Below are 14,105 nucleotides of genomic sequence, written 5' to 3'. Positions count from 1 at the left end.
CAAGCTCGTCCGCGTCGACCTCGGCGAGGACGGCAGCCCCGTCCTCGCGCGCCAGGGCAGCATGGTGCTCTACCAGGGCAAGGTCGACTTCAGCTACAAGGGCGCGGGTGTCAAGGGCCGCATCGTCGGCAACGCCACCGGCCAGGAACTCCAGCTCATGCGCTGCACGGGCAAGGGCCAGGTCTTCCTCGCCGAGGACGAGGCACACCTGCACCCCATCGAGCTCCAGGGCGACGCGATCTGCGTCTCCGCCGAATCCGTCCTCGCCTTCGACGAGTCCCTCCAGCGCGAGGTGCGCCGCATCGACGGCCACGGGCTCCCCGGCGGCTCGCTCTTCACGATGCAGTTCCAGGGCACCGGGACCGTCATCGTCAAGACGCACGGCACCCCCGTCGTCCTCCCGGTCACACCGACCACCTTCGCCGACGCCAACGCCGTCGTCGCCTGGTCGGCCGCCTCGCAGGTCGTGCTCTCCAGCCAGGTGCGCCTGCGCCGCAACGCCTACCCGGGCCACAGCGGCGAATCGGTGAACCTCCAGTTCCGGGGCGCGCCGGGCAACTTCATCGTCGTCCAGCCCTACGAGATCTGACGCCCGCGAGAGACCACGAGAGACAAGGCAAGCGCATGATGCAGCAGCACCTCGCGGGCTTCGCCGCGACGCCCGTGCAGGCCCGGATGGACACGCACGGCCACCACATCGCCAAGATCGCCATGAGCACCGGCCGGGACCTGTACGCCCGCTCCGGCTCGATGATCGCCTACGAGGGCTTCGTCCAGTACGAGTCCAACCCGCCCACCGTCCGCCGGCTCGCCGGGGGCTGGCTCACCGGCGAGGGCGCGCCGCTCATGAAGTGCAGCGGCGACGGACTCCTCTACCTCGCCGACTACGGCGCCGACGTCGTCGTCCTCAATCTGGGCGGCGAGAGCGTCTCCGTCAACGGCACCAACATCCTCGCCTTCGACGCGCACCTCCAGTGGGGCGTCGAGCGCGTCAAGGGCCTCGCGAAGTTCGCGGGCCAGGGCATGTTCAACGTCACCGTCGGCGGGGACGGCTGGATCGCGCTCACCTCGCGCGGCACGCCCATCGTCGTCGACTGCGGGCGCGGCGACGACGAGACGTACGTCGACCCGGACGCGCTCGTCGCCTGGTCCCCGAACCTCAAGGTCAAGGGCAAGCGCAGCTTCAAGGCCGGGTCGATGATCGGCCGCGGCAGCGGCGAGGCGTACCAGATGGCCTTCTCGGGGCAGGGGATCGTCGTCGTCCAGCCCAGCGAGGACAGCACCGACCGGCTCCGTATCCGGGGCTGAGGGGGGACACCGACATGCAGAGCCCGCTCTTCGCACACACCGAACAGCAGACCCAGGAACGCTGGACGCTCCAGAACCCGCAGCTCCTGCGCATCGCCCTCACCGGGCACGACGACGTCCTCGCCCGCAAGGGCGCCATGGTCGCCTACCAGGGACTCATGGAGTTCGACGGCGAGTACCAGAGCAGCGGCCAGCGCCGCTCGCGCCGCATGACGGGCGAGGGCCTGGACCTCATGCGCTGCACCGGCCAGGGCACCGTGTTCCTCGCCAACCTCGGCCAGTACCTGCACGTCCTCGACGTCGACCACGAAGGTCTCACCGTCGACAGCGCCTACGTCCTCGCGCTCGACTCCGCACTGCACACCGAGGTCATCGCCGTCGACAGCCAGTACGGCATCTCGGGCTCGGGCAAGTACCAGCTCAACATCACCGGCAGCGGCAAGGTCGCCCTCATGACCTCCGGCACCCCGCTGCTCCTCCAGGTCACCGGCGAGAACTACGTCAACGTCGACTCGGACGCCGTCGTCGCCTGGAGCACGTCGCTGCGCGTCCAGATGCAGTCCCAGACCCAGTCCAGCGGCGTCTTCCGCCGCCGGGGCAACACCGGCGAGGGCTGGGAACTGAGCTTCCTCGGCCGCGGCCACGTCCTCGTCCAGCCCAGCGAGATGCTCCCCCCGCAGCACGCCGACCTCTCCGGCATCCGCGGCCACTACGGCGCCGGCCAGAACCAGGGCAACGCCTGGGAGTGACGACCACCGGCCGGCCCTCGCACCGAGCGGCACGGTCGCGGCGGTACGGGCCGGGGCGCCCCCGGCCCGTACCGCCGAAGCGCCCTCAGACCCCCAGCGCCTCCCGCGCCGCGCCCACCAGCAGCCCCACCGACGAGTCGCCGATCTCCGCCGCCTCCGCGTAGCCGAACCAGCGCAGGTCCAGCGACTCGTCACTGATCCGCGCCGCCGCCGCGGCCGGGGCGAGGGCCACGTACTGCACGTCGAAGTGCCGCGTGCACGGGCCCGGGATGGGATGCCGGTCCAGGCGGACCGGGCCGCCCGGACGCAGCTCCAGCGCCCCGATGCCCGACTCCTCGCGGGCCTCGCGCAGCGCCGCCTCCGCGAGCGTCACATCGCCCGGCTCGCAGTGGCCGCCCATCTGGAGCCACATCCGCAGCTTGCGGTGGAGCGTCAGCAGCACCTCGCCGCGCTCCGGGCACACCACGAGCGCGCTCGCCGTGACATGACCCGCCCCGCAGGACTTGAACATGCCGTCCGGGTGCGCGTCGAGGTGCGCCAGGTACGCGTCCCGCAGCGCGGGCTGCGCCCCGTACCGTTTCAGGACGCCGTACGCGTCCGCGTGCAGGCTCACGCGCCCGGACCCCGCTCCTCGCCGTCCCCCGGGCCGTCACCGGAACCGGAACTTGGGCCGTCGCCGGGACCCGAGCCGGAGTCGTCGCCGGAACCCGGCCCGTCGCCGGGATCGTCCGCGTCCTGCGCGCCGCCGTCCTTCTTCCGCAGGTCCGGGCCCTGGCCCGAGGCCGCCTCGCCGAGCATCTTGTCCAGCTCGGAGAAGTCGAGCTGCTCGCGGTGCACGAAACCGTCCGGGTCGTCCAGGTCACGCGCCGTCGGCAGCATGTCCGGGTGCGCCCACAGACCGTCCCTGCCGTCCACGCCGCGCGCGTCCGCGAGCGAGGCCCACAGCCGCGAGGCGTCCCGCAGCCTGCGCGGACGCAGCTCCAGGCCGATCAGCGTCGCGAAGGTCTGCTCCGCCGGACCGCCCGAGGCGCGCCGCCTGCGCAGCGTCTCGCGCAGCGCGTCCGCCGAGCCCAGACGCGGCTTCGCCGCCGCGTGCACGACCGCGTCGACCCAGCCCTCGACGAGCGCGAGCGCCGTCTCCAGCCGGGCGAGCGCCGCCTTCTGCTCGGGCGTGTCCTGCGGCTGGAACATGCCGGACTGGAGCGCCTCCTGGAGCTGCTCCGGGTTCGACGGGTCGAGATTGCCGACCGCGTCCTCCAGCTTCGACGTGTCCACCTGGATGCCGCGCGCATAGCCCTCGACCGCGCCGAACAGGTGCGAGCGCAGCCACGGCACGTGCGCGAAGAGCCGCTGGTGGGCGGCCTCGCGCAGCGCCAGATAGAGCCGCACCTCCTCCTGCGGGACCCCCAGGTCCTTGCCGAAGACCTCGATGTTGAGCGGCAGCAGCGCCGCCTTGCCCGCCGGGCCCAGCGGCAGCCCGATGTCCGTCGAACCGACGACCTCGCCCGCGAGCTGCCCTGCGGCCTGCCCGATCTGCGTGCCGAACATGGCCCCGCCCATCGAGCGCATCACCCCGAGCAGCGGGCCCGCCATGGCCTGCATCTCCTCGGGCAGCACCTGGCCCATCGCCGTGCCGACCCGCTCCGCGACCGGGTCCACCAGGTCCTTCCACACCGGCAGCGTCGCCTCGACCCACTCGGCGCGGCTCCACGCCACCGCCGTGCCCGCCCCGCTCGGCAGCGACGTCGCGTCGTCCAGCCACAGGTCCGCCAGCCGCACCGCCTCCTCGACGGCCGCCCGCTCCGCCGGGCCCACACTGCGGTCCTTCGTGCCCTCCGACGTGCCCTGCGAGACCGTCTGGCGGGCGATCTGCTGCGCCATGTCCCAGTTCACCGGGCCGCCGTCGAAGCTCAGCATCTGCCCGAGCTGCTGGAAGGCGGCGCCCAGATCGTTCGGCCCCATGGAGCCGAAGAGCGCGGCGAACGGGTTGTCCCCGCCCGCGCCCCCCGGCAGGCCGAAGCCGAACGGGTTGCCCGGGGTCTGCCCGGAGCCGGAACCCGAGCCCTGGGACCCGCCGGTGCTGTCCTTCTTCTTGCCTTCGTCGCCGTCGTCCGGCTCCTCCGGCGGAAGGCCGAATCCGAATGGGTTGTCACTCACGGGTTTCCTCGGCTGTTAGGGCCACCGGCACGAGTCCGGCGGCGGCTGCCCTGGGCGGCGCGCACACGGCGCCCCGTACCACCCAGCGTAGACACCGGGACCGGCTCGGGGCTCGGTGCTCCGCCGGTGGACGGCCTGCGGCAGGATGGACGCCACCTGGTACGTACGCGTCATGCCCGTACATACGACAGACAACCGCTGGAGACGCCTGGTGAGTTCCCCAGATCCGCAGGTTCGCGCAGCGCGAAACCCGTCCGGGTCCGCCGCGCGCGGTCCCGTCGTGGCCGTGACCGGCGCGGCGACCGGCATCGGAGCCCTGCTCGTGGAGCGCCTGACCGCCTCCGCGGACATCGGCGAGGTCCTCGCGATCGACGAGAAGCGCGGCGACAACCCCGACGCCACCTGGCACACCCTCGACGTCCGCGACCCCGCCCTCGCCGAGAAACTGCGCGGCGCCGACGTCGTCGTGCACCTCGCCGTCGATCTCGACCTGGAGACCGAGCCCGGCGCCCGCACCGCCTACAACGTGCGCGGCACCCAGACCGTCCTGACCTGCGCCGCCGCCGCCGGAGTGCACCGCGTCGTGCTGTGCACCTCCGCGATGGTCTACGGGGCGCTCCCCGACAACCCGCTGCCGCTCGCCGAGGACGCCGAGCTCAAGGCGACCGCCGAGGCCACCGGCGTTGGCGACCTCCTGGAGATCGAGCGCCTGGCCCGCCGCGCCCCGCGCGCCCACCCCGGGCTCAACGTCACCGTGCTGCGCCCCGCCGTCCTCGTCGGCGGCACCGACACCGCGCTGACCCGCTACTTCGAGTCCCCGCGCCTCCTCGTCGTCGCGGGCTCCCGGCCCGCCTGGCAGTTCTGCCACGTCGAGGACCTGATCAGCGCCCTGGAGTTCGCCGTCCTGGAGAAGGCCGAGGGGGAACTCGCGGTCGGCTGCGAGGGCTGGCTCGAACAGGAGCAGGTCGAGGAGCTGAGCGGTATCCGCCGCATGGAACTCCCCTCCGCCGTCGCCCTCGGCGCCGCCGCCCGCCTGCACCGCATCGGCCTCACCCCCTCCCCGGCCGGCGACCTCGCCTACACGATGAACCCGTGGGTCGTCAGCGGCAGCCGCCTCCACGACGCGGGCTGGCGACCCGCCTGGAGCAACGAGGAGGTCCTGGCCGAACTCCTGGAGGAGGTCGCGGGACGGCGCACGGTCGCCGGGCGGCGCCTGGGACGCAAGGACGCGACGGCCGCCGGGGCGGCGGGGGCGACCGTGGCGCTGCTGGGCACCGCAGCGCTCGTCCGGCGGGCCCGCAAGGCGCGCCGACGGCTGTGACGGCGCCGGGGACCGCCCCCGGGCCCGCTCCCCGGGCGCGGGAAGGGCCCGCGCCGGTGCGGCACCATGGGGGCATGGACTCCTCCGACCCGATCAAGCTCCTCGCCATCCGGGACACCCCGCTCTCCGTGGACGAGGTCTTCGCCGCCGTCGGGGACGACGCGGCCGGCGGGACCGCGCTCTTCGTCGGTACGGTCCGCGACCACGACGGGGGAGAGGACGTCGCCTCGCTCAGCTACTCCAGCCACCCCAGCGCCGCGGCCGAGCTGCGGCGCGTCGCGGAGAAGATCGCGGCCGACTTCCCCGTACGGGCCCTCGCCGCGACGCACCGCGTCGGCGACCTCGCGATCGGCGACCTCGCGGTCGTCGTCGCGGTGTCCTGCCCGCACCGCGCCGAGGCCTTCGCCGCCTGCCGCCGCCTGATCGACGACCTCAAGCACGAGGTGCCGATCTGGAAGCATCAGCGCTTCACGGACGGCCGCGAGGAATGGGTGGGCGCCTGCTGAGGCCGCGCGCTCGCCGGGCGCCGGGCCCGCCCTGCCGCCGTGCCCTTCGGCCCGTCCGTTCCTCCGGTTGCGTAACCGGACCCCGCCAGCGAGCGTTGGACTGGCTGCTGGTTAATCTGCTGATCAGCCAGTAGGTGACGCAGTCGGGGAGTCGGAGGTCGGCATGGCTGCACTCGCGTGGTTGCTGATTCCGCTCGTGGCCGCCGTGGGCGCGGGGCTGTGGGCCATGTGGGCCGCGCGGACGCGCCGGACGGGCGACGGCTCCGAGCTCGACGGCTACGAGAAGTTCCGGGCCGCCATGGAGAAGCAGGGCGCCGGCCGCGCGCCGCGCGAAGAGCCCGCCGAGAGCGCCTGAACCCCGGCCCCTCACCCGTTCGCCCGGCCCGCGGGGCCCGGACGTGCGCGCACAGGCCCGTCCCGTACTGTCGTGCCATGCCGCGCCGCACCGTGACCCTCCTCACCTCGACACTCGTCCTCGTCGCACTCCTGTGCGCGGGCGTGCTGATCCCGGTCCCGTACGCGGAGATGTCACCGGGCCCCACCGTCAACACGCTCGCCGACCACGACGGCGAACCCGTGCTCCAGGTCTCGGGCCGCAAGACGTACGAGGCGAGCGGCCACCTCAACATGACCACGGTGCGCGTCACGAGCCCCGACTACCGGATGAACCTCCCCGAGGCGGTCTGGGGCTGGCTCTCGGGCCAGTCGCTCATCGTCCCGCACGACAACCTCTACCCCGAGGGCACCACCGAGGAGCAGTCCACGAAGGAGAACGCCGAGGAGTTCTCCCAGTCGCAGGAGAGCGCCAAGGTCGCCGCGCTGCGCCAGCTCAGGATCCCCGTCTCCTCGCGCATCGTCGTCGCCGCCGTCACCAAGGACAGCCCCGCCGAGGGCCGGCTGCACGCCGGGGACGTCATCGAGAGCGTCGACGGGACGAAGGTCGAGCAGGCCGACGACGTCGCCGGGGTCGTCACCAAGCACGAGGTCGGCGAGCCCGTCCGCTTCACCGTGATCCCCGCCGCGAAGGCCGCCGAGGCCGAGAAGCGGCACGAGGAGCCCACCGGCGCCCGCGAGGTCACGGTCACGACCGTCCGCTCCGGCAAGGACCAGGGCCCGCGCCGCCCCATCGTCGGCATCTCCGCCGGAGTGGACCACACCTTCCCGTTCTCCATCGACATCAAGCTCGCCGACGTCGGCGGTCCCAGCGCCGGGCTCATGTTCGCCCTCGGCCTCGTCGACAAACTCACCCCCGGCGACCTGACCGGCGGGAAGTTCGTCGCCGGCACCGGCACCATCGACGACGACGGGAAGGTCGGCGCGATCGGCGGCATCGGCATGAAGACGGTCGGCGCCCGCCGCGCGGGCGCCCAGTACTTCCTCACCCCCGCCGACAACTGCGCCGCCGCGCGCGAGAACACCCCCGACGGGCTCACCCTCGTCAAGGTCCGCACGATCGGCGACGCCGTGAAGGCCCTCGACACGATCCGCGCGGGCAAGACCTCCGGCCTCCCCTCCTGCGCCGCGAGCTGAGGCACGGGAACGAGGAGGGGGCGGGCCGCCGTGGGCCCGCCCCTTTGCGCGCACGGGGGCCCGCCCCTTTGCGCGCACGCGGCGCCCCGGCCGGTACGGCGCCCCGGTCCCGTACCGGCCCCCGTACCGCCACCGCCCCCGCTACGCCGCGAACGTCGCCGTCAGGGCCTCGGCGAGACCCGGCACCAGGTCGGCGCCGGTCAGCACGTCCAGCTCCGAGTCCTTCTCGCGCAGCCGCAGCGCCGACTCGCGGGTGCCGTCGCGCAGCACCGCGACGGTCATGCGGACCTCCTGCCGCTCCGGGTGCTTCGCGACCCACGCCGCGAGCCCCGCCTCGTCCAGACCGTCCGGGACACCCGCCTCGGCGGACGAGGGCAGCATGAGGCGCTCGATCGTGAGCGCGCAGCCCGCGACCGCGTCCGGCCAGCCGATCGTGGCGAGGAACTCGTCCAGCGGCACGTCCGCCGGCACCTCCTCCTGCTCGACCGGGGTCAGCGTGCCGGCCGCCGCGTCCGTGTCGAGACCGAGCCGCTGGGCCAGCTCGGGCTCCTCGGCACGCAGCCGTCCCGTGTCGACCAGGGCGAAGAGCCGGGCGGGCTGGTCCCAGCCGAGACCGGCGGCGTAGGTGTCGATCTCCAGTACGGCCCGGGTGAGGGGGGTCGCTGCGGGCGGGGGGCTGGCGGGGGAATCTTTGGACATGGGCAATATCCTGCCCTCTTCAGGGGCCGGGACGGGAACTGAGTAAAGCTTCGTTAAGTTGCATGGGTGTGGGACTTGCCGCGTGAGCCCCATATACGGGGCGAAACAGGCTCAACCGGGCACGCGTCCGGGCCCGAGACACCCCGGCCGACCCGCGCGGCAGCACCACGCCCACCGACCGACCACCACCACAGCGAACTTCGAGGTGCGCACCTTGGCTTTCCAGATGCCGGACCGCGGCGGAGGCCCGACGGGGCCACGGATCAGAGTGGGCCGCCCCTCCAGGCGGGTCCGCACCCTGCTCATGACGCTCGGCGTCCTGGCCGTCCTGGCCATGGTCTTCGTGATGTTCGCGGGCTTCTGGACGGACTGGCTCTGGTATCGGTCGCTCCACTTCTCCTCGGTCTTCACCACGACCCTCAAGACGAAGGTCGGCCTCTTCGTCGTCTTCGGCCTGCTCATGGCCGCCGCCGTCGGCGTCAACATCTGGCTGGCGCACCGGCTGCGGCCCCCGCTCAGCGCGATGTCGATGGAGCAGCAGAACCTCGACCGCTACCGCATGGGCATCGCCCCGTACAAGAAGTGGCTGCTGCTCGGCATCACCGCCCTCGTCGGCCTCATCTCGGGCGCCTCGGCGGCCGGCCAGTGGCGCACCTGGCTCATGTGGGTCAACGGGCAGTCGTTCCACCAGAAGGACCCCCAGTTCCACCTGGACGTCTCCTTCTACGCCTTCGACCTGCCCTGGTACCGCTTCCTGCTCGGCTTCGGCTTCGCCGCCGTCGTCCTCTCGGTCATCGCGGCGCTCCTGACCCACTACCTCTACGGCGGCGTCCGGGTCACCAGCCCCGGCCAGCGCGTCACGAAGGCGTTCACCGGGCACCTCTCCGTGCTCCTCGGCGTCTTCGTCTCGCTCAAGGCCGTCGCGTACTGGCTCGACCGCTACGGACTCGCGGTCAAGTCGAGCGACTTCAAGGCCACCGACAACTGGACGGGCCTGCGCTACGTCGACGCCAACGCCTACCTCCCGGCGAAGACGATCCTGTTCTGCATCGCGATCATCTGCGCGCTGCTCTTCTTCGCGACGCTGTGGCGCCGCACCTGGCAGCTCCCCGTGATCGGCTTCGGCCTCATGGTGCTCTCCGCGATCCTCATCGGCGGCCTCTACCCGGCCGTCGTGCAGAAGTTCACGGTCCAGCCCAACGAGCAGGCCAAGGAAGCCCCGTACGTCCAGAAGAACCTGACCGCCACGAAGAAGGCGTACGGCATCGACGACGCCAAGGTCAGCGAGTACCCGGGCAAGAGCGAGACCGACGACAAGTCCAAGCTGCGCGCCGACGCCGACCAGGCGGCGAGCTACCGGATCATGGACCCCAACGTCGTCTCGCCCACCTTCCAGCAGCGCCAGCAGATGAGGAACTACTACGCGTTCCCCTCGAACCTGGACGTGGACCGGTACAAGGACAAGGACGGCAAGGACCAGGACACCGTCATCGGGCTCCGTGAGCTGAACCTGAACGGCGTCCCGAAACGGAACTGGATCAACGACCACTTCCGCTACACCCACGGCTTCGGCGTCGTCGCCGCCGAGGGCGACAACGCCGACTCCGGCGGCGGACCGGTCTTCACCGAGTCCGACCTCCCCTCCAAGGGCGATCTCGGCGACTACGAGCAGCGCGTCTACTACGGCGAGAAGACGACGCAGTACTCGATCGTCGGCGGCCCGCAGAAGGAGATCGACTACTCCGACGACAACGGCGAGAAGACCACTGGGTACCAGGGCAAGAGCGGCGTCAGCCTCTCCAACCCGCTCAACCGGGCCGCGTACGCCGTGGCCTTCGGCGAGCCGCAGATCCTGTACTCGGGCGCCATCGGGGAAGGCTCGCGCGTCCTGTACAACCGCACCCCGAAGGACCGCGTCGAGGCCGTCGCGCCCTGGCTCACGATCGACGGCGACGCCTACCCGGCTGTCGTCAAGGGCAAGATCCAGTGGATCGTCGACGCCTACACGACGACCAACGGCTACCCGTACGCCTCGCGCACCACGCTCGGCGACACGACGGCCGACTCGCTCACCGCCGCGAACAACCAGCGCGCGGTCGTCGCCCAGCAGAACCAGGTCAACTACATCCGCAACTCGGTGAAGGCGACCGTCGACGCGTACACCGGCGAGGTCAAGCTCTACCAGTGGGACACCGAGGACCCCGTCCTCAAGACCTGGATGAAGGCGTTCCCGCACACCGTCGAACCCCGCTCGGCGATCTCGCCGCAGCTCATGGAGCACCTGCGCTACCCGCAGGACCTCTTCAAGGTCCAGCGCGAACTGCTCACCCGCTACCACGTGGACAGCGCGCAGACCTTCCTGAGCGGCTCCGAGGTCTGGCAGGTCCCGGACGACCCGACGAACAAGACGGGCAACTCCATCCCGGCGTACTACCTCAGCATGAGGATGCCGGGCGAGAGCAACCAGGCGTTCTCGCTCACCACGACCTTCACCCCCAACGGGCGCGACAACCTCAGCGCCTTCATGGCGGTGAACGCCGAGGCCGGGACGAAGGACTACGGCAGACTCACGCTCCTCAAGATGCCCACGGCCGACACCACCGACGGCCCCAAACAGGTGCAGAGCAAGTTCAACTCGAACGAGGCCATCGCCGAGAAGATCAGGCTGCTGCGTGGTGGTGACTCGGAAGTCGAGTACGGCAACCTGCTCACCGTGCCCCTCGACGGGGAGTTCCTCTACGTCGAACCGGTCTACGTGCGCGGCAGCGGCCTGAAATACCCGCTGCTCAAGCGCGTCCTCGTCACCTACGCCGGGAATACGGCCTTCGAGGAGACCCTCGACAAGGCGCTCAACGTCGTCTTCGGCGCCGAGAGCGAGACCCCGCCGGGCGACCAGGACCAGGATCAGGACCAGGGCGGGAAGCAGCAACCGCCGGCCACCGGCGACAAGACCCTGCAAGGCGCCCTGGACGACGCGGAGAAGTCCTTCGAGGACGGGCGGCAGGCCCTCAAGGACGGCGACTGGAAGGCGTACGGCGAGGCCCAGGACCGCCTCCAGGACGCCCTGGAGCGCGCGGCGAAGGCGCAGGACGCGGCTTCGAAACCGTCCTCCGACTCCAAGTCGCCCCCGAAGAAGGAAGGTTCGGGCTCCAGTACCTGAGCAGGCGCCCGCCCCCGGTCCTCGGGGGCGGGCCAGCCCCGCTCCCCGTGATAGCGTGGTGATCACAACGACGCGGGGTGGAGCAGCTCGGTAGCTCGCTGGGCTCATAACCCAGAGGTCGCAGGTTCAAATCCTGTCCCCGCTACGAAGGAGGAGGCCCGGGTCCCGAAAGGGGCGCGGGCCTCCTTTGCTGTGCGGGCACACCGCCGCGACCGCCCTGTGGGGCACGTACCGGAGCCTGTCAGTCCCCTCTGCTTGAGTACGACTACTCATCCGCGCGGCGGCCTTTCGCGCGAGGCTGGGACCGCCTGGACCCAGCCCCGTGTGTCGGCTGTACGGACGGGTCGAGATCGGGGAGCCTCCGCATGTGAAGAGTGAAGCTTACGGGGGTAGTTGGGTGTTCCGAGTTTGACATGCCCTCATGCGGGCATGTCGATAAAACGTTGTAGAGACCTCAATTAGCTGTAGAGACCTCAAGGGGACCCGGATATACCAGGTGTACGGGCTCGCGGGTGGTGCGACGATGGACGTTGTGGGGGACAGGGCGACGTGGTGGGAATCGGGACGGTTCACGCCCTCCGGTACGCCATGGGCCGAGGAGGCCGAGAGTGGTACGGCGCTGATCCCGCCCCCCGGTATCGCCCAGCCGGGACCGGGCACCGCCCCGGCCGTGGCCCGGCCGGTGGCGACGGGCACCGACACGCTCTTCGCCGCGACCGCCCCCGCTGAGCCCGCCGCCGGCTTCACCGGCGCCGCCGACCTCGCGGCCGAGCCCACGCCCGGCCCCTTCGCCGCCCCGGCCGCCCCCGAGACCCTCGCGCCCGACCTCACGGACGCCGAGACCGAGGCGCGCCGCCGGGCGGCCGCGGCCGCCGGGGACACCGCGGCGATGAGCGAGTTGGGCGCCCAGCTCCTGCGCGCCGGTGCCCTCGAAGAGGCCGAGCCCTACCTGCGCTCCGCCACCTCCGCGGGCGACCGCGCCGCGGCCAACAACCTCGGCGTCCTGCTCCACCAGCGCGGCCACAAGGACGAGGCCGCCGGCTGGTGGCGCGTCGCCGCCGTCGCCGGCTCCGCCGCCGCCGCGCACTCCCTGGGCCGCCACCACCGCGAGCGCGGCGACGAGCCCGCCGCCGAGTACTGGCTGCGCCAGTCCGCCGAACAGGGCCACGTGCACGGCGCCTTCGCCCTCGCGGACCTCCTGGAGCACCGGGGCGAGACCGGCGCCGAGACCTGGCTGCGCCGCGCCGCCGAGCACGGGCACCGCGAAGCCTCCTACCGGCTCGCCAGGACCCTGGAACGCCGCGCCCGCGACACCGCGCGCCGCGCGAGAGGCCCGGTCCTGCCCGGCCCCCGCCGCCCCAAGGCGAGCCGCCCCAAGGGCGCCGCCCCCGTCCCCGGGCCCCGTACCCCCGCCGCCGGCGAGAACCAGGGCAAGGAGCAGGGCAAGGCGCGCGCCGAGGAGCTGACCCACCAGGCCGAGCAGTGGTACCAGCAGGCCGCCGCGCGCGGCCACCGGGGCGCCGCGCTCCAGCTCGGCGCGCTCCTGGAACGCCGCGGCAAGCTCAAGGAAGCGGGCCGCTGGTACCTCAGCTCCGCCCGCGAGGGCGAGACACGCGCCGCCTGCGCCCTCGGCTTCCTGCTGCGCGACGCGGGCGACGAGGAGAACGCCGCCGTGTGGTGGCTCAAGGCCGCCCAGGACGGCGACGGCAACGCCGCGAACGCCCTCGGCGCCCTGCACGCCGGGCGCGGCGAGCACCAGACCGCCGAGCGCTGGTACCGCGCGGCGATGGACGCGGGCGACCACAACGGCGCCTACAACCTCGCCCTGCTCTGCGCCGCCCAGGGCCGCACCGCCCAGGCCGAGCAGTGGTACCGCCGCGCCGCCTACGCGGGCCACCGCGAGGCGTCCAACGCGCTCGCCGTCATGCTCCTCCAGGCCGGGGACGCGGCCGGTGCCGAGCCCTGGTTCTCCAAGGCCGCCGAGACCGGCAGCGTGGACGCCGCCTTCAACCTCGGCATCCTGCACGCGGGCCGCGGCGACGAGGACGGCGCCCTGCGCTGGTACGAGCGCGCCGCCGCCGCCGGGCACGCCGAGGCGGCCCTCCAGGTCGGCATGGCCCTCCTGCGCGAGGGCGACGAGCGCTCCGCCGAGCGCCACCTGCGCTGCGCGGCGGGCGGGGGCAGCGCCGAGGGCGCGTACCGCCTCGCGGCGCTCCTGGACGCGCGGCGCCCGCCGCAGGGCCCGCCCCGGCTCGGCGAGAGCAGCGTCGCCGAGCGCGACGAGTCCGCAGCCTGGTACGAGCGCGCCGCCGAGCAGGGCCACCGGCGCGCCCAGGTCCGGGCCGGGATGCTCGCCGCCGAGCGCGGCGAGGTCGAGGAGGCGGCCCGCTGGTACCGCTCCGCCGCCGAGGCGGGCAGCCGCAACGGCGCCTTCAACCTGGGCCTGCTGCTCGCCCGCGAGGGCGGGGAGCCGGAGGCGGCGCTGTGGTGGCGCCGCGCCGCCGAGGCGGGCCACGGCCGCGCCGCCCTGCGCCTCGGGCTCTTCTTCGCCCGCCGCGGCGAGCTGGAGGAGAGCCAGCACTGGTGCGACGCGGCGGTGGCCGCGGGGCCCGCGGAGGTCACGGAGCGCGCGGGACGGCTGCGGGAGGCGCTGCGGGAGGAACTCAGCGCCTGAC

12 protein-coding genes and 1 tRNA gene are annotated in these 14,105 nt (G+C 72.7%); 10 read left to right on the top strand and 3 right to left on the bottom strand.

Annotated features, from left to right (window positions below; genetic code table 11):
• The 3 genes from SSBG_RS08210 to SSBG_RS08200 form a co-directional block, all read left to right on the top strand.
• Window positions 1–589 (top strand): AIM24 family protein (locus SSBG_RS08210; RefSeq protein WP_037869240.1); only part of this gene is annotated, 589 nt, incomplete at its 5' end.
• Between the two features lie 38 nt (window positions 590–627).
• On the top strand, window positions 628–1,308 hold the full coding sequence (locus SSBG_RS08205) for an AIM24 family protein (protein ID WP_008745726.1): 681 nt from the start codon (window positions 628–630) through the stop codon (window positions 1,306–1,308).
• 14 nt (window positions 1,309–1,322) lie between these two features.
• A complete protein-coding gene (locus SSBG_RS08200; protein WP_037869238.1) occupies window positions 1,323–2,057 on the top strand; it encodes an AIM24 family protein in 735 nt (244 codons plus the stop codon).
• 85 nt (window positions 2,058–2,142) lie between these two features.
• Here the strand turns inward: SSBG_RS08200 and SSBG_RS08195 are convergent, their stop codons facing one another.
• Both SSBG_RS08195 and SSBG_RS08190 read right to left on the bottom strand, forming a co-directional pair.
• A complete protein-coding gene (locus SSBG_RS08195) occupies window positions 2,143–2,670 on the bottom strand; it encodes an NUDIX hydrolase (RefSeq protein WP_008745724.1) in 528 nt (175 codons plus the stop codon).
• Complete coding sequence (locus SSBG_RS08190; protein ID WP_037869236.1) at window positions 2,667–4,214, bottom strand: zinc-dependent metalloprotease; 1,548 nt, start codon at window positions 4,212–4,214, stop codon at window positions 2,667–2,669. The genes SSBG_RS08195 and SSBG_RS08190 overlap by 4 nt, the downstream gene beginning before the upstream one ends.
• A 211-nt stretch (window positions 4,215–4,425) precedes the next feature.
• Between SSBG_RS08190 and SSBG_RS08185 the strand changes: the two genes are divergently transcribed.
• The 4 genes from SSBG_RS08185 (at window position 4,426) to SSBG_RS08170 (ending at window position 7,571) form a co-directional block, all read left to right on the top strand.
• On the top strand, window positions 4,426–5,535 hold the full coding sequence (locus tag SSBG_RS08185; RefSeq protein WP_037869234.1) for an SDR family oxidoreductase: 1,110 nt from the start codon (window positions 4,426–4,428) through the stop codon (window positions 5,533–5,535).
• Window positions 5,536–5,609: 74 nt separating this feature from the next.
• Window positions 5,610–6,041: a molybdenum cofactor biosynthesis protein MoaE gene (locus SSBG_RS08180; protein WP_050776739.1), complete on the top strand. Its 432-nt coding sequence runs from the start codon at window positions 5,610–5,612 to the stop codon at window positions 6,039–6,041.
• Between the two features lie 163 nt (window positions 6,042–6,204).
• Window positions 6,205–6,396, top strand: a complete 192-nt coding sequence (locus SSBG_RS08175; RefSeq protein ID WP_008745720.1) for a hypothetical protein — start codon at window positions 6,205–6,207, stop codon at window positions 6,394–6,396.
• A 77-nt stretch (window positions 6,397–6,473) separates the two neighbouring features.
• Window positions 6,474–7,571 (top strand): YlbL family protein, encoded by a 1,098-nt coding sequence (locus tag SSBG_RS08170; protein ID WP_008745719.1) that lies wholly within the window; start codon window positions 6,474–6,476, stop codon window positions 7,569–7,571.
• Window positions 7,572–7,712: 141 nt separating this feature from the next.
• Here SSBG_RS08170 and SSBG_RS08165 read toward each other — a convergent pair whose 3' ends face one another.
• The gene (locus tag SSBG_RS08165) at window positions 7,713–8,270 is read right to left on the bottom strand and encodes a PPA1309 family protein (RefSeq protein WP_037869232.1); all 558 of its coding nucleotides are present in this window, start codon (window positions 8,268–8,270) and stop codon (window positions 7,713–7,715) included.
• Window positions 8,271–8,496: 226 nt separating this feature from the next.
• Between SSBG_RS08165 and SSBG_RS08160 the strand changes: the two genes are divergently transcribed.
• The 3 genes from SSBG_RS08160 to SSBG_RS08150 all read left to right on the top strand — a co-directional run bounded on the left by SSBG_RS08160 (window position 8,497) and on the right by SSBG_RS08150 (window position 14,104).
• Window positions 8,497–11,430 carry a UPF0182 family protein gene (locus SSBG_RS08160; RefSeq protein ID WP_008745717.1) on the top strand — a complete coding sequence of 978 codons (2,934 nt, stop codon included), beginning with the start codon at window positions 8,497–8,499 and terminating at the stop codon, window positions 11,428–11,430.
• 71 nt (window positions 11,431–11,501) lie between these two features.
• Window positions 11,502–11,575 (top strand) — tRNA-Met (locus SSBG_RS08155).
• A gap of 378 nt (window positions 11,576–11,953) precedes the next feature.
• Window positions 11,954–14,104: a tetratricopeptide repeat protein gene (locus tag SSBG_RS08150; RefSeq protein ID WP_037871233.1), complete on the top strand. Its 2,151-nt coding sequence runs from the start codon at window positions 11,954–11,956 to the stop codon at window positions 14,102–14,104.
• The last annotated feature ends 1 nt before the right edge of the window (window position 14,105 follow it).

It is taken from the genome of Streptomyces sp. SPB074 (genome assembly GCF_000154905.1).
GTDB lineage: Bacteria > Actinomycetota > Actinomycetes > Streptomycetales > Streptomycetaceae > Streptomyces.
The sequence above is the reverse complement of the archived record's forward strand: the minus strand, read 5'-3'. Positions and strand labels throughout refer to the sequence as shown.